The organism is Pseudobdellovibrionaceae bacterium, assembly GCA_020635075.1.
Classification (GTDB): domain Bacteria; phylum Bdellovibrionota; class Bdellovibrionia; order Bdellovibrionales; family UBA1609; genus JADZEO01.
Map to the genome: position 1 here is coordinate 887,389 of JACKAM010000002.1, position 24,121 is coordinate 911,509.

Sequence of the window (24,121 nt, forward strand, 5' to 3'; positions counted from 1 at the left end):
CCCTTGTAGTTAGTGGTCATGGGAAATCGCCATGGACACATAAATCATCGTTAACATCATAAAAACAAACGCCTGCATAAAGCAGACAAACATACCCAAAAAATAGAAGATAACCGGCACAAAAAAGTACCCGGCCAAATCCAAGAAAATGGAGAGTACCGTGTGGTCACCAACCATATTTCCGTACAGACGAAGTCCTAAACTAAAAGGACGTACTATGTGAGAAATCAACTCAATGATGACCATTAGAGGAGCCATCAAAAGCACAGGGCCCAGGAACTGTTTTAGGTAGCCAATTCCATGCTCTCTAAACCCATAGAAGTTATAAGCAAGGAATGAAAACAAACCGACTGCAATAGTCGTATTCAAATTATCGGTTGCTGGAGTCATTCCTGGAAGCAAACCCAACAAGTTGTTGATCAAGACAAAGAAAAAGATCCCCGCAAACATGGGGGCAAACTTTTTTCCTTCATGGCCAATCACTTGTTCGCTCAGACCAACAACGAATTCGTGAACAACCTCAAAGAAGCCCTTAATCGAAAGCTTGCCAGCCGGAGCCACGGCCCTTTCCCCGGAGCCAAGGGCTAGTCGACCCAAAAACGCCATTGCAATGAGAATTGCAGTTGCCAGAATAGCGGTGGCCACATGAATGTAGTGGTGACCGACGCCAGGAATTAGTTGTGTCCAATTAAAATGTACCATTAAGGTCCCGATTTCTTTCTGACGCTATCAAGAGCTCTACCACCTAAAGCAAACGCGACTGCTGTTATAATCGCGGTGGAAATTCCAATTAAAAATCCAGCCACATCCCAGTGTCCGCTGGTGATGACGTGATAGAGAATCAGCCCTAAAATTGCGTACTTGATTACAATGACACTGACGCCTAATGCAATTGATTTTTTGAGAAATATCTGCTGCCAGGACCATATCAAAAGCACCCAATTCACCCCCATAAGGGCCGAACCAAGAACCACTCCAGGAACTTTTTGCGACGCATCAAGGATCAGGCAAAGGCCTACAATGATGAGGGTGACGGCGATGTGCCAATATAAGACCCTGACTGCAAGTTTCATTGCGGTCCCTTCTGCTGCTGATCATCCATGAAGCGCTTGAGAAGTATGATCAAGTGGTAAATCCACCCTCCGGTGGCCAGAAAGATCATGCCGGCAACGCCCAGCCCCCCCCAGCCATAGATTTCATCGATTTTTTGGCCAATATAGAGTCCAGCCAAGACCACGCCGACGAGCTCAAAGCCCATGCCGGTAAAAATTAAACCCTTGGATTTCATGCTTCAATCCTTACTTGGTCAATCCCTTGGCTCCGGGAAGATTTTCAATGCGCTCCCTCAACCTTTTGATTCGAAGTTCGATGAATTCTGGTGATGGATGAGTCTTTTTGACCTTTTCCAACACCGCCACAGCCCTGTCAAACTCGCCCTTTTCCTCGTAGGCTACGGCCAGGGAAAGGGGAACATTTTCACGCAGAGACTCTTCAGGGTAGTTTTTCATCAAATCGATAAAAATATCGGTGGCTTCCTCAAGCTTCTTTGTGGTCAGCAGGATGTTACCCCTAAAGGCTAAGTATTCGAATTTGTCTTCGTCGTCACTCACGAGTTTTAGAAGATCTTTTATCTCTGACGATGCCTGATAGAAGTTATTCAAATAAAAATACGATTTGGCGATATTAAAACGAAAGAACTTCTCTTCATCTTTGGAATGGGGGAGATACAAAAGTCTGCTGTATTCACGAATGGCGCTAGCATAATCCGAAATCTTCTCAAAATAGACTGAGGCAATTTTTTTCTGGGCGTCTATCCGCTCAACCTCATCAGATGAATACAATATAAGATGGCGATAGAAACTGATCGCGGTGATAAATTCTGCCGTTTCCAGATGTGCTATCCGCGAACCCCGACGGGCAGCCTCAAGTGCTATCTCCGTACGCGGGCGGCTCTTTACGGCACGATCAAAATGTTTCAATGCCTTGGTGAATTGCTGTTTTTCCGCAGCCTCTTCGGCTCTCTGAAATTCCAGAGTTTGATAATTAAATCGGCAGCCGGACAGGATAAGGGCAGATAAGAGCAGAATGACAGGCCAACACCTTATGGGGTTGGCTTTATTCTTCGTCTTCCCGGTCATCTTCACTCACGAGAGCCAAGCCAGTTACATACTCACCATCCTTCAAGTTGATGAGTCTAACACCCTGAGTGTTTCTTCCTAAAACAGAAATGTCCGTCGCCTTCATACGGATTGCCTGACCCTCATTGGTCGTAATAATGACCTCATCCTCATCCTTAATGGACCGGGCAGCCACAACCGGGCCCACTTTATCGGTAATTTTCTGGGTGATGACTCCAACCCCACCCCGGCTTTGCACCCGGTACTCAGGTAGGGCTGTACGTTTGCCGTATCCACCCTCAGTGACGATCAAGATGGTTTCGGTGCATTCTTTTTCAATGACTTCCATGCCAATGACACAATCCTCTTTGCCCAGGGTGATTCCCTTTACTCCGCGAGCTGAACGACCCATGGGTCTGACGTCACCTTCGTCAAATCGAATCGACATGCCTTCCTTTGTAACGATAAACACGTGATGGCTACCACCACTAATCTTGGCATCAATCACATTATCCTCAAGATCTGTGGTCAGGGCGATAATGCCTGAAGGTCGTGGACGGGAATAAGAAGAAAGCTGGGTCTTTTTGATAATGCCCTTTTCCGTCAATAGAACAACAAAGCTGTTCTCATCAAATTCCTTCACCGGCAAAAGAGCCCTGACCCGTTCACCACTCGAAAGATTGACTACGTTATTGATAGCCTTTCCCTTGGTGATTCTGGATCCTTGAGGAAGTTTGTGAACTTTTTGCCAGTAGACTTTTCCTCTATCGCTAAAGGTCAACAATGTTGTCAGAGTGTCTGCTGTAAAGATTCTCCACACAAAGTCCTCTTCGCGGGATCCAGCGCCCTTTAAACCCTTACCCCCACGCTTTTGCACTCGATACTCATCAATGGGAATGCGTTTGATATAGCCACCGAAAGTCATGGAAACGACCATTTCCTCATTGGCGATTAAGTCCTCATCCTCAAGCTCTTCGCCACTGGATTCAATTTTAGTCCTACGAGGGGAGCCAAAGCGCGTCCTAATGTCATCCAGCTCCTCGGTGATAATTTTGTAGATCTCGGCAACATCACCCAAGACCTTCTTAAGCCAAGCGATTTTCTTATTCACTTCCTCAAGCTCATTGACGATCTTGTCACGCTCAAGTCCAGTTAGGCGCTGTAGGCGCATTTCCAAAATCGCCTGGGCCTGTTTCTCAGAAAACTGAAACTTGTCCATTAAGGCCTGGCGGGCTATTGATGCCTCCTTGGATGCGCGAATGGTCTTAATGACTTCTTCGATCTGATCCAGGGCCTTCTTCAACCCTTCCAAGATATGAGCTCGCGCTTCGGCCTTCTTTAGCTCGAAAATACACCGACGAGTCACCACATCTTTACGGTGCTCAATAAAGGCCTCAAGCATCGCCTTAATGTTAAACTGCGTTGGCTGATTGCGAGCGTCCAAGGCCAGCATGATTATTCCAAAACTAACCTGGAGGTTGGTAAACTTATAAAGTCTGTTTAAGATGACCTGGGCATTTTCGTTTCGCTTAAGTTGAATGACAATTCTCATTCCCTCACGGGATGATTCATCTCTAATATCCGAAATACCCTCGACCCTTTTGTCTTTAACCAAATTGGCAATACTCTCTATCAGTCTTGCTTTATTCACCTGGTAGGGAATCTCAGTAACAATGATCTCTTCTCGATCTTTTTTCAGTTCAATCTCTGCAACAGCCCTTATGGTTATGACACCACGGCCCTTTTTGTATGCTGAGTGGACTCCTTGGGTTCCAGCAATCACGCCCGCCGTTGGAAAATCCGGTCCGGGTATAATCTTTATTAGCTCGTCAATTTTGAGCGATGGGTTTTCGATTAACGCCTTACAGCCATCAATCACCTCAGCCAGATTATGAGGTGGAATATTCGTGGCCATACCCACCGCAATTCCCGAGCTGCCATTGACTAACAGGTTTGGAAATTTAGCCGGCAAAACCAAAGGCACGAGCAAAGAATCATCGTAGTTAGGACCAAAAGGGATGGTGTCCTTCTCAATATCCTCGAGTAACTCCTCGGCAAGCGAGGTCATGCGAATTTCGGTATATCGAGGTGCGGCGGCCGCATCCCCGTCGATCGAGCCGAAATTGCCCTGTCCATCTACTAAGGGTTCCCGTAAGGAAAAATCCTGAGCCATCCGCACAATGGTGTCATAAACCGCCATATCGCCATGTGGATGATATTTACCGATGACGTCACCCACAACACGAGCTGATTTTTTATAGGGTTTATCATGAGTGTTTTTAAGCTCGTGCATTGAAAACAAAATGCGACGATGAACTGGCTTCAATCCATCACGAACGTCGGGGAGAGCACGTCCCACAATAACGCTCATCGAATACTGGAGGTAGGCCTCCCGCATTTCCTTGTTAATATCAACATCGGTTAGATTGAGATTTTCAGTATTTTCCATCTATCCAGGACCTTTTTAAACGTCGAGCTCACGCGCTAACAGAGCGTTATCTTCAATGAATTTTCTTCTTGGCTCCACTTGATCGCCCATGAGAATGCTAAATGTATCATCAGCCGCCATGGCGTCATCGATGGTCACTCTTAGCAAATGGCGGTTCTCCGGATTCAAAGTGGTTTCCCATAGCTGTTCAGGGTTCATTTCGCCCAATCCCTTATAGCGTTGGACGTAGCTTCCCTTTTTACTCTCTTCCATGATGAAATCATAAAAAGACACGTAATCATGAAACTCAAGATCTTCGCCATTGCCTTTAAGAGAAATTGGCAGCTTCGCTACAGAATCTAAACTCTGCCAAAGTTCTTTAAGCTCTGCCCATTCAGAAGACTCCGCCAACTCCGTACCCAATGTAGAAAAGAACTTGTGACCAAACTTTACTGTTTCCACAATGGCTTTATGGCTATTGTATTCTTCGTCCTTTTTGGTCTCTACCTTTGAGTCCGTTATACCCAAAGTCGGGTTTGCCTTTGTAACATCTGCAAACTCAGAAAATACCGATTTAATATCGGACTCGCTCCTAAGAATTTCAGCAAGAGTTTTCTTTTGGGCCAGAAGATGGATTATCACCTGACGATCGAAGCGGTTTTCTAGGGCCCGTAATAGGTTGTCCCACTTATGGATCTTGGTAATAAAGCCACGCAGCTTATCTTCCGTCGTGCCTACCGCCAGGTTTTTGATCTCCAAGTTACTCAGAGAACTCTTCAAGAGATGATCCATTAAAGCCTTATCATCTTTCAGATAGGTTTCGGAGTTGCCCTTTTTCACCCGATAAAGAGGTGGCTGAGCAATGTAGACGTGACCATTTTCAACCAAGTCGGGCAATTGACGGTAAAAGAATGTTAACAGCAGGGTGCGAATGTGGGAGCCGTCAACATCGGCATCTGTCATGATGATAATCTTGTGATAACGAAGTTTATTCATATTCACATGATCACGACCAATTCCTGTTCCTAATGCCGAAATCATCATTTTGATTTCTTCATTGGAAAGCATCTTATCGAAACGCGCCTTTTCAACGTTGAGGATTTTACCACGCAATGGAAGAACGGCCTGAGTTCTTCTATCGCGTGCCTGCTTAGCACTGCCACCCGCAGAATCCCCCTCGACCAGATACAATTCGCAAAGAGCTGGGTCGCGCTCCTGACAGTCGGCCATTTTGCCAGGTAAAGTTCCGCTATCAAGAGCGGTCTTTCTTCGCGCAAGGTCCCGGGCCTTGCGTGCTGCTAGTCGAGCCCGCGCTGACTCCACACACTTAGAGACAATGGTTTTAGCCGGACTCGGGTTTCGGTCAAACCAATCAGCGAGCTTGTCGTTAACCAAGGACTCAACGACACCCTTGACTTCGTTATTGCCAAGCTTGGTTTTGGTTTGCCCTTCAAATTGGGGTTCCATCACTTTAACACTGACTACTGCAGTGAGCCCCTCGCGAATGTCCTCACCCTCAAGACTGGTCTTAAGGTCCTTAAGGAGGTTTTTCTGGCTGGCATAAGCGTTAGCTGTGCGGGTGAGGGCACCCTTGAAACCGATGAGATGAGTCCCACCCTCTATGGTGTTAATGTTGTTACAATAGCTGTAGATTGATTCTGAATAAGAATCATTCCACTGCATGGCAATTTCCACTTCAACACCGTCTTTGTCGCCCTTAAAATGAACAACGTCGGAATGCAGGGACTTCTTAGTTTCGTTCATGTACTGGACAAATTGCACCAGACCATCGGAATACTGAAAATCCTGACTCTTACCTGTTCTCTCGTCCAATAGGTGAATATGAAGGCCCGCATTTAAAAATGCCAGTTCGCGAAACCGCTTGGCTAATACGCTAAAGTCAAAAGTGATGGATTCGTCCTTAAAAATTTCCCGATCTGGCTTAAAAGTTGTTTTGGTCCCTGATCTGTCCGTGTCACCAATCTTTTCCATTTCCCCAGAGGGGTGTCCCTGCTGATAGGCCTGACGCCAAATATGACCATCACGCTTAACCTCGACAGCACATCGACTGCTCAATGCATTGACCACAGAGGCACCGACACCGTGTAGACCACCTGACACCTTGTAGCTGTCCGAATTAAACTTTCCGCCCGCATGGAGAACTGTCATTACAACTTCGAGAGCGGATTTCCCGTCCTTGTGTTTATCGACAGGAATTCCCCGGCCGTCGTCCTCGATGGTAATTGAATCATCGGCATGGATGCTGACTTTGATGTGCTTACAAAACCCTGCTAATGCTTCGTCGACCGAGTTATCCACAACTTCGTAGACCAGATGATGGTACCCACGCGAGGTGGTATCGCCAATATACATTCCGGGTCGCTTACGAACAGCTTCCAGTCCTTCCAACACCTGAATGGAGTTGGCATCATACGCTTTTTTTTCAGTCACTTCGCCTACTACCTGTCCCTGTTCAGACACAACCATCTTCCCTTCAACTTGCCGACTCGACAATTTCACCCTGAACAACCTGGTAGACGGCGAGATCCCTATTTCCAAAGTCCAAGGGAAATGAAAGATCTGTGGTGGTCACTAGAATTTGAGATCTAATGCCTCTCAGCGCCTCAATCAGGTTGGTCCGCTTCTGCTGATCCAGCTCAGATAGAACATCGTCTAAAAGCAAAATCGGATACTCTTGATGAACCTTGTAATGATACATGATTTGGGCCATCTTGAAAGACAAAATTAAGCCCCTTTGCTGCCCTTGGGAACAATAAAATCGCGAATCATTTCCACTAAAAAGAAACTGGATGTCATGTTTTTGCGGCCCCACAAGAGATATCCCAGAATCCAATTCGGCATTGCGTAATTCTCTTAGTCGCGACCCGAGAGTTGTGTAAATCTTATCACGTTCAGGTGAGCGATAGGTCTTCCCTGAAATCACGTAATCCACGGAAATATCCACATTTTGTGAGGGAAATAGGGTTGCCATGGTTTCTCCAAGATCTGGAAGGATAGCCTGAATAGCCTCCAATCGCGAAACCGTCACTTGAGTCGCCAGGTCCAAGAAGTTTGGTTGCAAGGAGTCGAGAACTCGGTGGATTTCGCTCTGGTCAGCAAGTAGGCCTTTTTTGCTATCTCTCAACCAGCGATTTCGCGAGCGAAGCGCTCTCTGGTATTGTTCAAGGATGGTCGCCTGCCTAGGAGAATGAGAAATCACCAAATCATCGATCAGTTGGCGACGGGCATCGGGGCCTTCTTTGATTGCGCCCAGACTTTCGGGGCTGAATAAAACGCAGGGAAACCTGGCCATAAGGGCCGCTTTTGTGCAGCGCTTGTTGTTGATAGAGAATTGGCGCCTTTTGCCCTCAATGACCAATTTTATTTCATCGGTTTGTCCGCCTTTTCCTTCGACGGAAGCTATAATGGTAGCTGAGGGTAACTCGGATCGACCCAGCCATGAATTGGTATCGCCGGGTCGAAATGATCGTCCCCGACAGAGGAGATAAATGGACTCCAGGAGGTTGGTTTTCCCCTGACCGTTCTCGCCCAACAAAATATTCACTCCCGACCTAATGGGTAGATTGAGAGTGGCATAATTGCGAAAGTTTCGGATTTTGAGTCGATGAACAACCATTTATATTCGCATTGGCATTACAACGCATGTATAGCTGTCATCATCTTTCGGACGCACAAGTCCTGGCGAGAGTTGATCATTGAGCTGAATCTGTACGGTCTCGTCGTTCATGCTGCTTAAGACATCGAGGATGTATTTGGCATTAAAGCCAATGCGGATATCTTTACCGGCATAATCAACATCGATGGTTTCTCTTGCGTCACCCAATTCCGGATTATTAGAGGAAATTTCCATTCGTCCATTGGTCAAATTCAGGGTCACACCTTTGGATTTCTGGTTTGAAAACAATGAAACCCTCTTCAGTGAGGACAAAAGTGCGTCCCTCTTAACCGACAGCCTTTGATTCAAGTCCCGTGGAATAAGCTGTTGATAATTTGGATATTTTCCTTCAATAAGGCGGATCATTAGAATCGTGGTCCCACTGCGCACAACCAGTTGAGCACCTTCGATAGCCATTTCAATTGGCTCATCGACGTGGTCCAAGAGCTTGCGAATTTCATTGAGTCCCTTGCGAGGAATAATCACTCCGTTCGCACTTAATTTGTCGGCTTCATCACCAGTACTGCGCTCAATCAAACTAAGACGGTGTCCATCAGTGGCCACCATACGGAAGCCCTTACCACCGTCTTCATCGAAACGATGGAAGTAAACACCGTTAAGGTGATAACGTGTTTCGTCGTTGGAAACACTGTAAATGGTTTTTTCAATCATCTCGGACAAAACCTGGGAATCAATCTTCACGAAACTTTCTGTCGAGTAACTTGGGAATACAGGATACTCATCAGGTGAAATTCCAACGATGTTGGATTCAATTTGGTTTTGCCTGATATGAAGCCAATTGTTCTCACGTTTTTCAATTTCAATTGGCCCTTCAGGCAGTTCCTTAAGAATATCAAAAAGACTCTTAGCATTAACTGCAACACGTCCAGGTTGCTCAACAACAGCAGAAACTTGATCCGTAAGACTCACTTCCAAATCCGTAGCGAAAATTTTGAGTCGATCTCCCTCAGCATCCAAAAGCACGTTGATGAGGATGGGCATGGCGTTACGTTTTTCTACGATGTTCTGTGCTCTTGAAAGAAGGGTCACGAAATCCGCTTGTTCAATTTGCAATTTCATTGGCCTCAATCCCCTCTTAAATAACTAGTAAGTTTATATAATTAAAAACAAGTAGTAATAGTAGGGCTGTGAATAACTCATTTAATAACCTAAAAGCCCGAGAACATTTAACTTTCGTTGTGGATAAGTACCTAACAATTGTGCCGGATTAAAGTCATTCTTTTGTTGATAAGATTTTTTCCCCAGCTTTCTCACAAACATCCGCACAAAGTTATCCACAATACCTATTCACAGCCCTGTGATATTGTGGATACGCCCCTCTAAATCTTCGATATCTCTCTTTAAATCCGAATCCTTTTGGAGGTGGAGATTAATGCGCCGGATTGCATTAATCACAGTCGTATGATCTTTGCCACCCAACAGTCGACCGATCTCAACTAAGGATTTGTCTTGGTGCTTCTTAATCAACCACATCGTGACTTGGCGCGCGACAACAATGGGTTTGGTTCTTGTTCGCGACTTGAGATCACTGATTCTGACCTTAAAATGATCACTCACTAGCTTCATAATGTCTTCGCTGGTCAAAGTTGCAGTATCGTCATTGACGGCGAGAACCTTTTTGGCCAACTCAAGATTGATCTCCAAACCTTGAAGGTCAGAAAACATTTTGACCCGGTTCAGGTTACCCTCAAGTTCACGAATCGACCGTTTGGATATGCGGGCAATATAATTAACGACTTCGTTAGGCAGACGAATTCCTCGTTTCTCGGCCTTGTAACGAAGAATAGCCACGCGGGTTTCTAATTCCGGCATCGTGATATCGGCAATCAGCCCCCACTCTAGGCGGGTGCGGATGCGATCCTCTAAGCCCTTGATATCTTTAGGCATTCTATCTGAAGCTACAATAACCTGATGGCCTTTCTCGAAAAAATCATTGAGAGTGTGGAAGAACTCCTCTTGGACAGCTTCACCGCGGCCCAAGATCTGAATATCGTCCATCAGCAAAATGTCACATGATTCTCGATACCTACGGCGAAATTTATGCATCTCTTGGCGGCGGATACTGGAAATACATTCGTTTAAAAACCTCTCGGCTGAAACGTAACAGATCCTAAGATGTGGAAATTTCACGCGAATATGGTTTCCAACGGAATTTAATAGGTGGGTTTTTCCCATTCCCGTGGGTCCACATATAAATAGAGGGTTGTAATTTTCCTGCCCAGGGTTCTCGGCGATGCTGTAGGAGGCGGCATGGGCAAACTCATTGTTTCGGCCAACGACAAATGTGGAAAAGGTGAATTCCGAATTTAGGTTGTCCTTAGACACCCCAGGATTGACTGCCGACCGAGGATCTGAGCCAAAACCGCCCTGTTTTTGATAGTTTACACCTGGCGAGGAGCTTGAATTCTCATTTTGAGAGGGTTCAGGTTCTGCCACTGGAGTTATATTGGGTGAGCCGGTGACGACCATTTCGATTTCATAGGGCGACTTATAAATAGCTGAAATTTCACTACAAATCCGGTCAAAGCAGAACTCAGAAATCCACTGGCGGTGGAGTTCTGAGCGAACCCCCAAGCGAAAACAGGAGATCCCATCGTCTCTCCTTTCAATATCGAGGAGATCTGTCTCCTCAAACCAAGCCTGAAAAGGCTTGTTGTCACGATTCTTTGCTATCAGGCTGGACTTGATTTGGTTCCACAGGTCTTGCGTATCGGTCACCGACGCCCTCGTGATTAAGAATGGTTGATCTTTTCCCCTGGAGTGTGGATAAGTGGGGGACGATTAGCACGGGATTGGAATTCTTTCAATACCTTGACGAGGGTGCTGCCTTGTGGTTTTATGGCGCACCAAATCTAAGTGTTTAATAAGACGTAGGAAACCAGTCGTAAAAGTGGAGATTGGAAAATGAAAAGGACTTATCAACCAAGTCGTAGACGCAGAAAAAAGACCCATGGCTTTCGTTCACGTATGGCAACGAAAGATGGGCAACAGGTTCTATCTCGCCGCCGCGCCAAAGGCCGTAAGCGCCTGACGGTTTCTGTTGGTGGTAAGTGATTCCCAGAAGAGATTAAAAAGTCTTAGAAGTCGTTCTGAATTTCTGGAGATATCACGAACCGGTAACCAGGTGAGACCTTGTGGTTGGTTAATCCTGGCCTATCGCCAAAACACCTTAAAAGAAATGCGTTGTGGGTGGACAATTCCTCGCTATGTGGGAGGAGCGGTGGTGAGAAACCGGTTGCGCCGATGGTGCCGAGAGTATTTCCGAACAAAAACGTCTCTAAGATCCAGGTCTCTGGATATCAACATCATTTTTCGTAGGCGGGAAAAGGACTTTTTTAAGAATGTCGAGCGAGAAGAGCTGTACAGTTGTCTGGACCGGGCAGTCGGAAAACTGGCAAGAAAAGCTAAATAGGATCTTTCGCACAATTCTGTTGGGACCGGTGCAATTCTATCGGGTCTATCTCAGCAGTTGGTTGGGTGGAAACTGTCGCTTTTATCCTTCATGTTCTGAATACGCCGTTGAAGCTCTTAATACCCAATCGCCAGGCCGAGCTTGTCGTTTAATTTTTCATCGATTGTGTAAATGTCATCCTTTTGGGGAATCGGGGTACGACCCAGTACCTTGTAATGAGAGGACCAAATGAGCCAAGAGAAGCAGCCATCTTTTCTGGATAGCAAAACCATTCTCGCGATTGTATTAGTGGGCATGAGTTGGATTGCTTGGCAATCCTACATGAAAAAGAAGTACCCACATGCTTATGAACAAAAGGCCCAGGTTGAACAGTCAGCTGAGGCGACCAACAATGCTGAAGGCGGCGGATCACCTAACCAGGATACAGCCGGAAATGTGGAAAACCCTGGGAGTACTGTGGGTGATTCCAATGATCTGACAACGCCAGTGGGCATTCCCACTCCGTCAGATCGAGCCGAGTCTGTGGTACACTACGAAGACGAATATTGGTCCTTTGATATTAGCTCAAAGGGAATGGGTATTCGCAATCTTCACCTGAAGAAGTATACAGACCGTAAGAATGAGCTGGTTTCCGTGGGTCGGGGAAGTCTTGAGCCGATTTTTGCCACCAACCTCAGTGGACGCAGAGGAGAGCTTGACTTCACCATTGAGACAATTGGTGAAGGGCAGTTCAAAGGAACGGCGGTCACAGAGTCGGGGCAGATTACCAAGTTGGTGAGTCTGAGATCATCTCAGTATCTTTTCGAAACTGAAGTGGTGGCGACAGGCCTTAAACCCTCATTCGTGGGACTGACCGTCACCATGGGCGATAAGCTTTATGAGTCGAAGAAAGGGGGCTTTATGCTTCCGGCCTTTGATCACCAGGAGTTTTTTATTCGGTCGAATTCGGGAAAGGACCGACTTGCCATTAATGTAGAGAAGCTGACAGAGCTTGATAAGACGATAAATCAGGTTAGAGTGGCAGCATTGGGGACTCAGTATTTTGCTCAGGGAGTTATCGATAATTCCGATGTTATTCCCGAAGTTAAGACCTACGGAGACATCCAAGCCGGTATTGTGACGGGTCGCCTTCAGTACACGATGCTGAATAAGGCCGATGCCTTTAAGATTAGGTACAGGTCATTTGCTGGTCCCAAATCTTTCGAGATGTTGGAAAGAATTGACTCTGAATTTGCTGAGATCGTCAATTTTGGCATGTTCAGTTGGATTGCCAAGTACATCCTGCACATGATGAAGTGGTTTTACACTTTGTTGGGCAACTGGGGTCTGGCAATTATTCTTCTGACGATCATCGTTCGCCTTATCGTTTTACCTTTCGCGGTAATGTCCTACAAATCCATGAAGAACATGCAGAAGATTCAGCCTCAGATCAAAGCTCTCCGTGAGAAGTACGCTGAGGATAAGCAGCGCTTAAACCAGGAAATGATGGGACTGATGAAGAATCACCGGGTTAATCCCCTAGGTGGATGTCTTCCCATGCTGCTGCAGTTTCCAGTGTTTATTGCTCTCTATCAGGTGTTGGGTCAGAGTATTGAGCTCTATCAGGCTCCTTTTGGATTGTGGATTCATGACCTGAGTTTGAAAGATCCTTTCTATGTGTTGCCTGTATTGATGGGCATTACCATGTTTATTCAACAAAGGATCACACCCAACACTATGGATCCGGCGCAGGCCAAGGTGTTGATGTTTATGCCACTGCTGTTCACCTTTTTTATGGTGTCCTTACCCAGTGGACTGACTCTGTACATTTTTATCAGTGCGCTGTTTGGTATTTTGCAACAGATGTACTTTATGAGGGAAAAAAAAACTGAACTGAAGACAGTTGAGGTCACAGCTAAATAGGAGAATTCTGATGACTGGTTTTTTCGGTAGACTATTCGGTGGGGGAAAGAAAAAGGAATCTCTTGATGGAGATGCCGTTAGCATTATTAAAGACGTAATGTCTGGTCTGACAGAGAAGGGCGGATTTGATTTTGGTTATGAAATCTACGCGGACTCAGACAATGAGCTTCGGGTCGAGCTTACGGGTAATGATGTGGATCTGATAAAAGGGCGTGATGGCCAGCTGTTGGACGCCATTCAGTTGTTCCTTAAGCGCGTTCTGCAGCATCAGCTGCCAGAGGAAAACGTGTATGTTGCTGTCGACTGCGAGGGCTATCGTGAAGAGGCGAATCAGGCTCTACTTGATCTGGCTGACAAGCTTAAAGGCATTGCTCTTAGCAAGGGTAAGTCTGTCTATATTCGTGCTTTGCCTCCCAAAGACAGGAAAGTCGTTCACCAGTATCTGGCTGAAGATGGACGGGTGAAGAGCCGCTCTATTGGAGATGGGCATTTTAAGAAAATCAAAATATACCCGGCGAAAGATGCCGGCCGCTCAACCGAGGCAATGGCTGACTCGGTGATGTAATGATGGATAGAGGAAATGGGCATACTGGCTCGCGATCACGATACGATAGCTGCGGTGTCGACACCACCAGGTGTTGGGGGCATCGCAGTTGTCCGCATCAGTGGTGGCGGAGCGCTAGAGATCAGTCAGAGAGTCTGTCCATTTCTGCCTTCCCAGCCTGAAAGCCATCGTATTTATTATGGCTTTGCCCAAGATATAGTATCAAAAACTGACATTGATGAAGTTCTCGTCTCTTATTTTGCGGAGGGACGTTCTTTTACCGGTGAAGGAACTCTAGAGATCTCCTGCCATGGTGGAACTGTGGTAACTGCCCAGCTGTTACAAGAGCTAATTAAGGCTGGGGCTCGACTGGCCGAACCAGGAGAGTTCACCTATCGGGCCTTTCTCAATCAGCGTATAGATTTGGTGCAAGCGGAGAGCGTGTTGGGTCTGATTGAAGCCAACTCCAAACGGTCTTCCCGCTTGGCGCTCAGACAGCTAAAAGGTGAGTTGTCCAAGTTCCTGGTCGAACTTGAAGATCGCATTCATTGGATACTAGCCCACCTAGAGGCCAATATTGATTTTGCCTATGAGGACATCGAAACCGCCTCAGACCAAACTCTCATTGATCAATGCGAAGGGCTTTGGACGAGGGTAAAAGGTGTCGTCGCCAGCTATGCCCAGGGGCGGATGATTCACGACGGTGTGAGAATTGCGATTGTGGGCCGGCCAAATGTGGGTAAGTCGAGTTTGATGAACGCGTTTTTATGCGAAGACAGATCTATCGTGACCGATATTGCCGGCACCACCCGGGATCGGGTGGAAGGGTCCTGTTTGTTTAATGGGGTCCGCATTAATCTGGTTGATACCGCTGGTCTACGCGAAACCCAGGACGTGGTTGAATCCCTGGGGATCGAGCGCGCTCAAAAGGCATTGGCTGAGGCGGATCTAATTTTGTTGGTCGTCGATTTGACGGATCTCGGAGATTTTTCAGAGTTAAGGTTTCTCAAGGAGGGGTGTTCCTCTCCTCTTTGGCTGTTTGGCAACAAATCTGATCGAGTGGGCAGCGGTTCGTCAATGGAGGTTTTGCAGTCTTGGTGGGGCGAGGCCAAGAAAAGACTCAGTGATAACGAGGACTCTCAAAAAGAAGTTCGCTTGCTCGTAGGTAACACCCTGAGTGAATCGGGCCTTAATGAGTTTAGGGAAAACCTGACCAGGTTTACCGCCTCTGATTTTGCCGGTGCCTCGGCGGTGCTTAGTAATTCGCGACATTTTGAGCTGTTCACGACGATTGAAAAGGGGCTTTGCCGAGCAGTTGAACTGCTCAAGGCCGGTGAGAGTCCGGACCTGGTCGCATTTGAACTGAGAGATTCTCTTTTTGCGGTTCACGAGTTGATCGGCAAGCAGTTTGACGACGAGGTTTTGGATCGGGTTTTTAAAGAGTTTTGTCTTGGAAAGTAAACATGAGCGTATGCGATAGCGATTTTGACATTTTGGTCATCGGTGCCGGGCATGCCGGGATCGAGGCTGCAGCTGCGGCTTCCCGCTTGGGCGTGTCAGTTGGGGTGGTGACAACCAATTTGGATCGAATCGGCTATATGAGCTGTAATCCCTCCATCGGCGGTTTGGGTAAGGGCCACATCGTTAAGGAAATTGATGCTCTCGGCGGTGAAATGGGCATGGCCGCTGATTTGAACTGTATTCAGTTTAAAAGACTTAATTCCCGAAAGGGTCCTGCCGTTAGGGGTTCGCGAGCTCAATGTGACAAGGATCTCTATTCCGCCTATATGAGTCGGTTTCTGGGCGGCCTTGGTGGCGTGTCTTTGATTGAGGCTGAAGCGAAGAGTTTGTTATTGGATGGAAATGTGTGTCGGGGTGTGATCATTGAGGATGGTTCCCAGGTTCGCTCCCAGGCAGTGGTTTTGACGACCGGCACTTTCATGGGCGCCGTCATGCATTTTGGACTCAGGCAAGTTGAAGGTGGTCGGGTTGGTGACAAGGCCACGGTGGGTATTTCTGATCAGCTTAGAGAGTTTGGATTCGATGTCATTCGGTTAAAGACCGGGACCCCGCCACGCTTAAAGCGGTCGAGTATTGATTGGGAGGTGTTGGAGAGCCAGTCCGGAGATTCTCGGTTTGTTCCTTTTAGTTATCGCAGTGAAAATCGTCTGCAACTTCCGCAAATTGAATGCCATTTGGCATATACCAACGAGAAGACCCACGAGGTTATTCGCAATAACCTTCATCAATCTCCAATGTATTGTGGAGTCATTGAAGGAGTTGGGCCCAGATATTGTCCCAGCATTGAAGACAAGATCACCCGCTTTGCAGATAAGGATCGACACCAGACTTTTTTGGAGCCTGAGGGTTTGGACACGGACTCAATCTATCTCCAAGGGATTTCCACCTCTTTGCCTGAAGAGGTGCAGTATGAATTCCTCCATACAATGAAGGGCCTTGAAAAAGTGGAAATGCTCCGTCCCGGGTACGCAGTAGAGTATGACTGTGTGGAGCCAACTCAGATTTTTCACACTTTGGAATCGCGGCCGATTGAGAATTTGTTTTTGGCCGGTCAGATCAACGGGACGAGTGGATACGAAGAGGCTGGTGGACAGGGCTTGGTGGCTGGAGCGAATGCAGCCTTGAAGTTTCTCAATCGGGGTGAGCTAATTTTGAGCCGGGATCAGGCCTATATTGGAGTACTGATTGATGACCTGGTAACGAAGGGAACTAAGGAGCCTTATCGCATGATGACGGCCAGGGCTGAGTTCCGCTTGAATCTTCGAGAGGACAACGTTCTTGAGCGGCTCTCTGGTCTTGGAGCGAGGTCAGGATTGCTGAGCCTTGAGGCCAGAAAGCGAGTTGATGACATTTTGCAACGACGAAAGGCGATGCTCAGAAGCCTGGATTTGGGTCGGTTGGTTCCAAATGAAGCCACTCAATCTCGGCTTCGGGCAATAGGTACTGCGGTTTTAACAAAACCCTTAAGTTTCAGTGACCTACTGCGGCGGCCCGAAATTAGCTGTTTTGAAATGACGCAGCTAGGCATTGAGATTGATAACGACGAGCGAGTGTGGGAGCCGGTGGAAATTCAAGTAAAGTACTCGGGCTACATTATGAGACAGCAGGAAATGATTAATCAGGCGCAAAAAATGGAAAATGTGTTGTTGCCTAACAATATGCGCTACAATGAAGTGCTTGGCTTGTCGAGAGAAGAGGTTGAAAAGCTCGCTCGAGTGCGTCCTCGGACCTTGGGCCAGGCCGGTCGGATTAGTGGAGTGAATCCTTCTGCAATTCAAGCCTTGGTTGTTTTTTTGAAGGCAGCTGAACGTCGTCGGGAGCGGGATGTCATTGGGAACCCAAAGTGAGTACGAAAACAAGTTGTGGAGAATCAATGAGTGGTTTCCTGAGCTCTCGGAAGACGCCAGGCGTCAACTAAGAACCTACCACGTCGAGTTGATTACCTTTAATCGTGCAATCAATCTGATTTCTAATCGATCTGAGGAGAACGCGGACTTGGTCCATTTTGCGGACTGTGTTCTTGGCTGTCAGCTGCTTCTTAAGTCTTGTACGGGCCCGACCGTTTATGATTTTGGCTCGGGGAATGGCTTGCCTGGTATCGTACTGGCGATTTTGGCTCCCGAATTTGAGATTCGTTTGGTTGAGAGTGATGCGAGAAAGGTTGAGTTTCTGAAGCACGTGGCTAATCGGATTGGCCTCCCCAATGTCACTCCACTGCATATGCGGGCTGAGGATGTGGCGGACAACAGTGTTCAATGGGGAGTTTCTAGGGGATTCGCTTCTATCTCAAAGTCGTTGTTGTTTGCTCGCAAAGCGTTTCAGGTCGGTGGGCAGTATTTTCACTTTAAATCCGAGTCTTGGGTGCGCGAAGTGGCTGACATCCCCTCTCAGATGTGCAGGTTTTGGGTACCCATGCTTGTGGATGATTACTCTTTACCCGTAGGCAATGTCCGACTATCCATTGTAGTGACTAAGAAGGTTGGATAGGTAGGAGTGTTCCACGTGGAACATTTGGGCCTATTTTTCGGATTTTTGTGCCACAAATCGGTCGGTCATTTTGGGAACGCGTACGCTCCAGCTTCGAGGTGCCTCTCGCAAGCGCTTATTGACCAAGTAAAGCTGGTATTCTTTTGGATCGGGCCAGCTTTCACCATTGTCAAAGGCAATTGAGTAGGCACGCCTACCCTCCACCCGTCTTCGTTCGGCGCGAATTCGATAGTAGTTAGTCATTTGAGTATAATAGGTGATCTTTTTTGCTGATGAGGAGATCTTCTTCCTCGCTACTTTGAGGTCCATTCCATTGGAGCCGGCCAACTCCAACTCTTCCAGATTCTCCTCTTGGGTTTTCGTCTCTTCTTTCAGTTTTTTCTCATAGTCCTTATGCAGAGTAGTCATGTCTTTGTAGATGGGATCCTTCAGCTCAGGGTTCGGGTCCCGACTTCTGCAGGAAACCAGGGAAAAAACGAGCGCGACTGCTCCTATTGAGAAGAAAACTCTCTCACATTTGAACATTTTTTCTAGACTCCCTATGTTCCACGTGGAACAATCGGACGATTCCTAGGTTTTTTTGAGTCAGAAGCATCATAATGAGACACTTACAATCGAGGAAACTATGGCCAGGACCATTTGCATAGCCAACCAAAAGGGCGGAGTAGGCAAGACGACCTCATCAGTGAATATCGGTGCGGCGCTTGCTGCCATCGGCAAAAAGGTTCTTATCCTAGATATGGATCCCCAAGGGAACGCCTCTTCTGGGCTTGGCGTTAAGCGCTACGAGAACCAAGAGAACAATATTTATCATGTCCTAATAGGAGAGAAGACCCTTCCCGAGGTCATCCAAAAAACCGACAACCCAAATTTATGCGTTGCGCCAGCAAATCCAGACCTGGTCGGGGCAGAAATAGAGCTTGTTGACGTTGCGCATCGTGAATATCGCCTCAAAGAGGCCATTACTAAGGTAGCCGACGACTATCATTATATTGTTATTGATTGCCCCCCCTCCCTTGGCCTTTTGACAGTGAATTCACTGACAGCGGCAGATACCTTTCTGGTTCCACTTCAATGTGAATATTACGCCCTAGAGGGACTCAGCCAACTCCTCAATACGGCGGGATTGATTAAAAAGAACCTCAATCCTCAGCTCAAAATCGAGGGAATTTTGCTGACCATGTTTGATACGAGAAACAATCTCAGCCACCAGGTTGTCACCGAAATCCAAACGCATTTTGGCGATAAAGTATTTAAGGCGGTCATCCCTAGGAATGTGCGCCTCAGCGAGGCCCCGAGCCATGGGAAATCCATTCTTGATTATGACCCCAAGTCTATTGGAGCACGAAAATATCTGGAACTTGCCAAGGAGCTGGATGCCAAGGTGTACGGTCCAAAAAAGCCGTTGGATGCGGACTCAGAGACGGAGATTGTTGAACCTGTCTTGAACCAAGCGCCCGAGGAGCACAGTCATGTCTGAGCAGAAAGAGATTACCGCCAAGAAAACTCCAAAAAAAACGGCTCTCGGAAGAGGCTTAGGAAGCCTGCTTGGAAACTCTACCCCCATTGAAGAGGAGCCTCTCACTAAGCTCCCACCCATGAAGTCAGAAACCAACTCTGCTTTAAAAGAAGGATTTATTGAATCACCTGCTCAACCGAAGATTCCAGATACAGCACGTGTCTGGAAGATTGCGGTAGACAAGATCTATCCAAATGTAAATCAGCCCAGACAGGTATTTGACGCAGAGCCACTTAAGGAGCTGAGTGCCTCCATTCGCGAAAAGGGAGTCCTTCAGCCAATTGTTGCTAGAAAAATGCCTGACGGTGGATATGAAATCATAGCCGGTGAGCGCCGATGGAGAGCCGCTCAGCAGGCGGGCCTCCATGAAGTGCCAGTCATTCTTAAGGAATCCGATGACCAAGAGGCAATGGAACTCGCTCTCATTGAAAATATCCAAAGAGCGGATTTAAATCCAGTTGAAGAGGCTGAGGCCTACGCTCACCTGATCAAGAAGTATAACCTCACACAGCAAAAGCTGGCTGAACAAGTGGGCAAGGATCGTGTCACCATAGCCAACACCATGCGTCTCCTCAATTTGGCTCCTGAGGTGAGGGTTATGGTGTCAAAGGGGGAGATCTCCATGGGGCAGGCTAAGGTGTTGTTGTCCGTGGACGACCCCAAGGTCCAGCGCCAATTGGCGAAAAAGGTGTGCAATGACAAGTTATCTGTTCGTGCGACTGAAAAGCTGGTTCTCAAAAGATTCAAGCAACCTCAGGGCAACAATGGAGTGGAAGAGATCGACATTTCCGGGCGCTTGGCTAAAGGCCTTGCCGATGAGTTGCAAAAGATCATGGGAACCAAGGTCGCCATTGATTACTTTGGCGGTAAAGGTAAAATAGCCATTAGTTTCTATTCGGATGATGAACTCAACCAGATGGCGGATAAGTTTCGAACAGCATGGCAGAAGTAGGTCGATTTCCCTCAGATCAAATTCAAGAATCCGTACAAATGGGCCAGGTCACTGCCCTTCTGGACCATGGAGCCTCATTCGATGGTCGCCTCACCTTCGAAGGCACCGTTAGAATCGGCGGACATTTTCATGGTGAAATCTTTACCAATGACACTCTGGTGATTAATCCAGGAGCCAAGGTCGAAGCCCAAATTGAGGCTGATGTCGTCATCATTAGTGGAGCAGTTAAGGGAAATATTTTTGCGCGGAGTCGCGTCATCATGCACCCGCCTGCGATCTTCAAGGGCACAGTCACCACCCCGAGTCTGAGAATCGACGAGGGAGTGGTATTTGAGGGCGCCTCCTATATGCCCAAAGTCTAAAGGAAATACCCACCATTTTGGCTTGACCCCTTTGCTGTGGCGTTGCTAAATCCTATCAAATTTTTCACAGGGATTTCAATGCTATGGAAATTCTGACGGCTCTTGGTGTGGATTCCACCCTGGGAATTCAGTTCATCATTTTCATCGTCGCTTATATTTTTCTAACGACCTTGGTCTTTAAACCCTATCACCGTGCTTATGAAGAACGGGTCAGGCGCACCGAAGGCAATACCGATTTGGCTGAGAGAATTCTCACTGAGTCCAAAGACCTTGAAGTTCAGTTTGAGCAAAAGGCCCGGGCTCTTAATAATGAAACCAAGATTATCTACGATCACTCCAGGTCCGAGGCCATGAAGGAGTATGATCGCATGGTCTCTCAAGCCCGTGAACGAGCCAAATCAATCATGGAAAAAACGCGCCTGCAGATCGCACATGAATTTGAAAATGCACGCTCAGAAATGAATAAAGAAATTCCCGGAATCACCAAATCCGTAGTGCAAAAAATGATGGGACAAGAGGTTTGACAGTGAAGAAGTTGGTTATCCTTATTTTAGTAACTCTCGCACCCATGCTGGCCTTAGCGGCATCAGGTGGCGGTGGCGAACATGATGCGCATCATATTCCTTGGGGTGCGTTGGGGCCTCAGTTTTTGAATTTTGGGGCGGTTTTGATTTTGATTTTGGTGTTTGGCCGTAAGCCCATCATGGCCCACTTCCAGCAACGTCATCAGCAGTATTCCGATTTGGTAACTAGAGCAGAAAAGGCCAAAGATGAGGCTGAAACTCAGAAGCGTAAAATTTTTGAACGCTTGACCAAACTGGAAAAAACATCAAACGAAAGCATTGAAAAGGCCCGGGCGGAGGCTGCAGACCTAAAAAATCACATTATCAAGGACGCCGAAAAACTGTCTCAAAAACTAGAAACTGAAGCAGGCCGTTCCGCCTTATTTGAACTTGAGCGCGCTAAAAACGAACTTCGTAGTGAAATGATCCAAATTGCTATCTCGGCGGCCAAGGAAGCCTTGGTGGATGAGGTCGACGATGGCAAGCAACAAAAGCTTCAGACTGAATTTGTTGAGAAGATACAGGTGGTAAGATAAATGGCCGTTTCAGAAGTTGCGACCAGGTATGCGAAGGCTTTATTTGATCTAGCGGCAGAGAACAACAACGCCAAGCCAGCTCTTGAGCAAATGCGCGCGCTAAAGAACATTTTTGAGAAGGACCAGGAGTTGCTGGGCTTTCTTAAATCCCCACTGATCAAGACGGAAGAAAAGGAGAAGTCTCTGGCCCAAGCCTTAAAGGGGGCAGGTCTCTTGAATGAGGTTGAGTCCTTTCTTCTCCTTCTGGCCGGTAAAAACCGCTTACCTTTGTTTAGCGAGATACTTACCGCTTACCAAACCCTTACGGATGAGGCGAATGGAGTCACCCGCGGGGTGGTCCGGTCGGCAACAGTTTTGAGTCAGAACGACCGCAAGCGGATTGAAGAAACGGTATCTAAATATACCAATAAAAACGTGATTTTGACTTATAAAGAGGATGAGGAGTTGTTAGGTGGCCTGATTGCTGAGGTTGGCAGTTACACATTTGACGACACTCTGACGTCGCATTTGAAAAGATTAAATGAAGAACTTAAGAGGAGTGCTCACTAACGATGGAAATCTCAATCAGAGCTGATGAAATTAGTCGGGTTCTTAAAGAACAAATTAAAAACTACAAGAAAGACGTCGAGGTCAGCGAGACCGGAAGCGTATTGGCTGTGGGTGACGGTGTGGCCCGTGTTTACGGACTCGACAATGCCATGGCGGGTGAGCTAGTGACCTTTCCAGGTGAAATCGCCGGAATGGTATTGAACCTGGAAAAAGACTCTGTCGGTGTGGTAATTTTTGGTGAAGACAGAGGAATTAAAGAAGGTGACACGGTCAAGCGCACCGGAAAAATCGTTCAGGTTCCCGTAGGTGAAGCCCTTCTCGGGCGGGTTGTGAACTCTCTTGGTCAGGCAATTGATGGCCGTGGACCAATTGAAAGCCCCCACTCCCGAGTCGTGGAATTGAAGGCCCCTGGAATCATTAAGCGTCACCCTGTACACGAGCCCTTGCAAACGGGCCTTAAGGCGATCGACTCCATGATCCCAATTGGACGTGGGCAGCGAGAGTTGATCATTGGTGACCGGCAAACTGGCAAAACGGCAATCGCGGTGGACACCATCATCAATCAAAAAGGAAAAGACGTTCAGTGTTTTTACGTGGCTATCGGACAAAAGCAGTCAACGGTGGCTCTGGTTGTGGAAAAGCTGAGACAAGCAGGCGCCATGGACTACACAACTGTCATTGCGGCGACCGCAAATGAACAGGCGCCATTGCAGTTTATCGCTCCATACACGGGATGTGCGATGGCTGAATATTTCCGCGATACAGGCCGCCACGCCCTGATTATTTACGATGATTTGACCAAGCAGGCACAGGCCTATCGTCAAATGTCACTGCTTCTTCGCCGCCCTCCTGGTCGTGAGGCCTTTCCTGGAGACGTTTTTTATCTACACTCTCGCCTGCTAGAGCGTGCGGCAAAGCTGAGTGAAGATGCAGGCAGTGGTTCATTGACGGCACTTCCGATTATTGAAACTCAGGCAGGCGATATTTCGGCCTACATTCCTACTAACGTAATTTCTATTACTGATGGACAGATCTTTCTTGAGTCAGATTTGTTCTATAAAGGTATTCGTCCGGCAGTTTCGGTCGGTAAATCAGTGTCTCGTGTGGGTGGTGCGGCGCAAATTAAGGCTATGAAGCAGGTTGCCGGTACACTTAAACTTGAGCTGGCCCAGTTCCGCGAGCTTGAGGCTTTCGCGGCCTTTGCATCAGATTTAGATAAAGCAACCCAGGCCCAGCTGGCTCGTGGACGTCGGTTGGTTGAGATTCTTAAGCAGGGTCAGTATAGCCCCTACTCTGCGTCTGAGCAGGTTGTTCTGATTTATGCTGCAACAAATGGCTACATTGACGACGTTCCAGAGGCGGACGTTCCCCGTTTCGAATCTGAACTGATGGATTTTATCCAACAAAAGTACAAGAACGTCGTTCAGTTGTTGGACGAGCACAAAGCCATCAAGGACGAAGTTAAGAGTGCGATGGTTGAGGCTCTGGAAGAGTTTAAAGCCGTTTTTAAAGCAGCGGTTAAATAATAAGGT

The 24,121-nt window shown here is 47.3% G+C and carries 25 protein-coding genes; 15 read left to right on the forward strand and 10 right to left on the reverse strand.

The features are described from left to right. Positions 1-9: 9 nt before the first annotated feature. From atpB to dnaA, 9 genes are all read right to left on the reverse strand, one after another. Positions 10-702, reverse strand: a complete 693-nt coding sequence (gene atpB, locus H6624_13960) for a F0F1 ATP synthase subunit A (protein MCB9085446.1) — start codon at positions 700-702, stop codon at positions 10-12. Continuing rightward, positions 702-1,073 carry a hypothetical protein gene (locus H6624_13965; protein ID MCB9085447.1) on the reverse strand — a complete coding sequence of 124 codons (372 nt, stop codon included), beginning with the start codon at positions 1,071-1,073 and terminating at the stop codon, positions 702-704. The genes atpB and H6624_13965 overlap by 1 nt, the downstream gene beginning before the upstream one ends. Next, positions 1,070-1,288 carry an AtpZ/AtpI family protein gene (locus H6624_13970; protein MCB9085448.1) on the reverse strand — a complete coding sequence of 73 codons (219 nt, stop codon included), beginning with the start codon at positions 1,286-1,288 and terminating at the stop codon, positions 1,070-1,072. The genes H6624_13965 and H6624_13970 overlap by 4 nt, the downstream gene beginning before the upstream one ends. Positions 1,289-1,298: 10 nt before the next feature. Beyond that, entirely contained in the window at positions 1,299-2,138 is an 840-nt protein-coding gene (locus tag H6624_13975) for a tetratricopeptide repeat protein (protein MCB9085449.1), read from the reverse strand. Beyond that, a complete protein-coding gene (gyrA, locus tag H6624_13980) occupies positions 2,116-4,566 on the reverse strand; it encodes a DNA gyrase subunit A (GenBank protein MCB9085450.1) in 2,451 nt (816 codons plus the stop codon). Before gyrA ends, H6624_13975 begins: the two co-directional genes overlap by 23 nt. Before the next feature lie 15 nt (positions 4,567-4,581). Continuing rightward, complete coding sequence (gene gyrB, locus H6624_13985; protein ID MCB9085451.1) at positions 4,582-7,032, reverse strand: DNA topoisomerase (ATP-hydrolyzing) subunit B; 2,451 nt, start codon at positions 7,030-7,032, stop codon at positions 4,582-4,584. A 7-nt stretch (positions 7,033-7,039) separates the two neighbouring features. Further along, entirely contained in the window at positions 7,040-8,182 is a 1,143-nt protein-coding gene (gene recF, locus H6624_13990) for a DNA replication and repair protein RecF (GenBank protein ID MCB9085452.1), read from the reverse strand. Then, positions 8,183-9,301 (reverse strand): DNA polymerase III subunit beta, encoded by a 1,119-nt coding sequence (gene dnaN / locus H6624_13995; GenBank protein ID MCB9085453.1) that lies wholly within the window; start codon positions 9,299-9,301, stop codon positions 8,183-8,185. It lies immediately after the preceding gene. Positions 9,302-9,529: 228 nt separating this feature from the next. Further along, positions 9,530-10,942: a chromosomal replication initiator protein DnaA gene (dnaA, locus tag H6624_14000; protein MCB9085454.1), complete on the reverse strand. Its 1,413-nt coding sequence runs from the start codon at positions 10,940-10,942 to the stop codon at positions 9,530-9,532. A gap of 204 nt (positions 10,943-11,146) precedes the next feature. Between dnaA and rpmH the strand changes: the two genes are divergently transcribed. The 8 genes from rpmH to rsmG are packed head-to-tail and all read left to right on the forward strand — an operon-like array spanning position 11,147 to position 18,108. Next, on the forward strand, positions 11,147-11,296 hold the full coding sequence (rpmH, locus tag H6624_14005) for a 50S ribosomal protein L34 (GenBank protein MCB9085455.1): 150 nt from the start codon (positions 11,147-11,149) through the stop codon (positions 11,294-11,296). Beyond that, on the forward strand, positions 11,286-11,654 hold the full coding sequence (rnpA, locus tag H6624_14010) for a ribonuclease P protein component (GenBank protein ID MCB9085456.1): 369 nt from the start codon (positions 11,286-11,288) through the stop codon (positions 11,652-11,654). The genes rpmH and rnpA overlap by 11 nt, the downstream gene beginning before the upstream one ends. Then, positions 11,584-11,886, forward strand: a complete 303-nt coding sequence (gene yidD / locus H6624_14015; GenBank protein MCB9085457.1) for a membrane protein insertion efficiency factor YidD — start codon at positions 11,584-11,586, stop codon at positions 11,884-11,886. The genes rnpA and yidD overlap by 71 nt, the downstream gene beginning before the upstream one ends. Further along, the gene (gene yidC, locus H6624_14020; protein MCB9085458.1) at positions 11,883-13,556 is read left to right on the forward strand and encodes a membrane protein insertase YidC; all 1,674 of its coding nucleotides are present in this window, start codon (positions 11,883-11,885) and stop codon (positions 13,554-13,556) included. The genes yidD and yidC overlap by 4 nt, the downstream gene beginning before the upstream one ends. 10 nt (positions 13,557-13,566) lie before the next feature. Next, entirely contained in the window at positions 13,567-14,121 is a 555-nt protein-coding gene (locus H6624_14025) for a hypothetical protein (protein ID MCB9085459.1), read from the forward strand. 15 nt (positions 14,122-14,136) lie between these two features. Continuing rightward, entirely contained in the window at positions 14,137-15,561 is a 1,425-nt protein-coding gene (mnmE, locus tag H6624_14030; protein ID MCB9085460.1) for a tRNA uridine-5-carboxymethylaminomethyl(34) synthesis GTPase MnmE, read from the forward strand. A 2-nt stretch (positions 15,562-15,563) separates the two neighbouring features. Beyond that, positions 15,564-17,468, forward strand: coding sequence for a tRNA uridine-5-carboxymethylaminomethyl(34) synthesis enzyme MnmG (gene mnmG, locus H6624_14035; protein ID MCB9085461.1), 1,905 nt, complete (start codon positions 15,564-15,566; stop codon positions 17,466-17,468). After that, the gene (gene rsmG, locus H6624_14040) at positions 17,446-18,108 is read left to right on the forward strand and encodes a 16S rRNA (guanine(527)-N(7))-methyltransferase RsmG (protein ID MCB9085462.1); all 663 of its coding nucleotides are present in this window, start codon (positions 17,446-17,448) and stop codon (positions 18,106-18,108) included. The genes mnmG and rsmG overlap by 23 nt, the downstream gene beginning before the upstream one ends. Positions 18,109-18,138: 30 nt before the next feature. Here rsmG and H6624_14045 read toward each other — a convergent pair whose 3' ends face one another. Beyond that, positions 18,139-18,516, reverse strand: a complete 378-nt coding sequence (locus tag H6624_14045; protein ID MCB9085463.1) for a hypothetical protein — start codon at positions 18,514-18,516, stop codon at positions 18,139-18,141. Positions 18,517-18,733: 217 nt separating this feature from the next. Between H6624_14045 and H6624_14050 the strand changes: the two genes are divergently transcribed. The 7 genes from H6624_14050 to H6624_14080 all read left to right on the forward strand — a co-directional run bounded on the left by H6624_14050 (position 18,734) and on the right by H6624_14080 (position 24,115). Continuing rightward, a complete protein-coding gene (locus H6624_14050; GenBank protein MCB9085464.1) occupies positions 18,734-19,588 on the forward strand; it encodes an AAA family ATPase in 855 nt (284 codons plus the stop codon). Continuing rightward, positions 19,581-20,579 (forward strand): ParB/RepB/Spo0J family partition protein, encoded by a 999-nt coding sequence (locus H6624_14055; protein MCB9085465.1) that lies wholly within the window; start codon positions 19,581-19,583, stop codon positions 20,577-20,579. The genes H6624_14050 and H6624_14055 overlap by 8 nt, the downstream gene beginning before the upstream one ends. Continuing rightward, positions 20,567-20,941 carry a polymer-forming cytoskeletal protein gene (locus H6624_14060; protein ID MCB9085466.1) on the forward strand — a complete coding sequence of 125 codons (375 nt, stop codon included), beginning with the start codon at positions 20,567-20,569 and terminating at the stop codon, positions 20,939-20,941. Before H6624_14055 ends, H6624_14060 begins: the two co-directional genes overlap by 13 nt. An 83-nt stretch (positions 20,942-21,024) precedes the next feature. Beyond that, positions 21,025-21,465 carry an ATP synthase F0 subunit B gene (locus H6624_14065; GenBank protein MCB9085467.1) on the forward strand — a complete coding sequence of 147 codons (441 nt, stop codon included), beginning with the start codon at positions 21,025-21,027 and terminating at the stop codon, positions 21,463-21,465. A gap of 2 nt (positions 21,466-21,467) precedes the next feature. Further along, positions 21,468-22,040, forward strand: coding sequence for an ATP synthase F0 subunit B (locus H6624_14070; protein MCB9085468.1), 573 nt, complete (start codon positions 21,468-21,470; stop codon positions 22,038-22,040). After that, positions 22,041-22,589 (forward strand): ATP synthase F1 subunit delta, encoded by a 549-nt coding sequence (atpH, locus tag H6624_14075; GenBank protein ID MCB9085469.1) that lies wholly within the window; start codon positions 22,041-22,043, stop codon positions 22,587-22,589. Positions 22,590-22,591: 2 nt separating this feature from the next. After that, on the forward strand, positions 22,592-24,115 hold the full coding sequence (locus tag H6624_14080) for a F0F1 ATP synthase subunit alpha (protein ID MCB9085470.1): 1,524 nt from the start codon (positions 22,592-22,594) through the stop codon (positions 24,113-24,115). Positions 24,116-24,121: the final 6 nt, after the last annotated feature.

Coding starts and splice junctions, on each gene's coding strand:
- atpB (MCB9085446.1), bottom strand. CDS start 702: ATGGTACATTTTAATTGGACACAACTAATTCCTGGCGTCGGTCACCAC.
- H6624_13965 (MCB9085447.1), bottom strand. CDS start 1,073: ATGAAACTTGCAGTCAGGGTCTTATATTGGCACATCGCCGTCACCCTC.
- H6624_13970 (MCB9085448.1), bottom strand. CDS start 1,288: ATGAAATCCAAGGGTTTAATTTTTACCGGCATGGGCTTTGAGCTCGTC.
- H6624_13975 (MCB9085449.1), bottom strand. CDS start 2,138: ATGACCGGGAAGACGAAGAATAAAGCCAACCCCATAAGGTGTTGGCCT.
- gyrA (MCB9085450.1), bottom strand. CDS start 4,566: ATGGAAAATACTGAAAATCTCAATCTAACCGATGTTGATATTAACAAG.
- gyrB (MCB9085451.1), bottom strand. CDS start 7,032: ATGGTTGTGTCTGAACAGGGACAGGTAGTAGGCGAAGTGACTGAAAAA.
- recF (MCB9085452.1), bottom strand. CDS start 8,182: ATGGTTGTTCATCGACTCAAAATCCGAAACTTTCGCAATTATGCCACT.
- dnaN (MCB9085453.1), bottom strand. CDS start 9,301: ATGAAATTGCAAATTGAACAAGCGGATTTCGTGACCCTTCTTTCAAGA.
- rpmH (MCB9085455.1), top strand. CDS start 11,147: ATGAAAAGGACTTATCAACCAAGTCGTAGACGCAGAAAAAAGACCCAT.
- yidD (MCB9085457.1), top strand. CDS start 11,584: ATGTCGAGCGAGAAGAGCTGTACAGTTGTCTGGACCGGGCAGTCGGAA.
- yidC (MCB9085458.1), top strand. CDS start 11,883: ATGAGCCAAGAGAAGCAGCCATCTTTTCTGGATAGCAAAACCATTCTC.
- H6624_14025 (MCB9085459.1), top strand. CDS start 13,567: ATGACTGGTTTTTTCGGTAGACTATTCGGTGGGGGAAAGAAAAAGGAA.
- mnmE (MCB9085460.1), top strand. CDS start 14,137: ATGGGCATACTGGCTCGCGATCACGATACGATAGCTGCGGTGTCGACA.
- mnmG (MCB9085461.1), top strand. CDS start 15,564: ATGAGCGTATGCGATAGCGATTTTGACATTTTGGTCATCGGTGCCGGG.
- rsmG (MCB9085462.1), top strand. CDS start 17,446: ATGTCATTGGGAACCCAAAGTGAGTACGAAAACAAGTTGTGGAGAATC.
- H6624_14045 (MCB9085463.1), bottom strand. CDS start 18,516: ATGACTACTCTGCATAAGGACTATGAGAAAAAACTGAAAGAAGAGACG.
- H6624_14050 (MCB9085464.1), top strand. CDS start 18,734: ATGGCCAGGACCATTTGCATAGCCAACCAAAAGGGCGGAGTAGGCAAG.
- H6624_14055 (MCB9085465.1), top strand. CDS start 19,581: ATGTCTGAGCAGAAAGAGATTACCGCCAAGAAAACTCCAAAAAAAACG.
- H6624_14060 (MCB9085466.1), top strand. CDS start 20,567: ATGGCAGAAGTAGGTCGATTTCCCTCAGATCAAATTCAAGAATCCGTA.
- H6624_14065 (MCB9085467.1), top strand. CDS start 21,025: ATGGAAATTCTGACGGCTCTTGGTGTGGATTCCACCCTGGGAATTCAG.
- atpH (MCB9085469.1), top strand. CDS start 22,041: ATGGCCGTTTCAGAAGTTGCGACCAGGTATGCGAAGGCTTTATTTGAT.
- H6624_14080 (MCB9085470.1), top strand. CDS start 22,592: ATGGAAATCTCAATCAGAGCTGATGAAATTAGTCGGGTTCTTAAAGAA.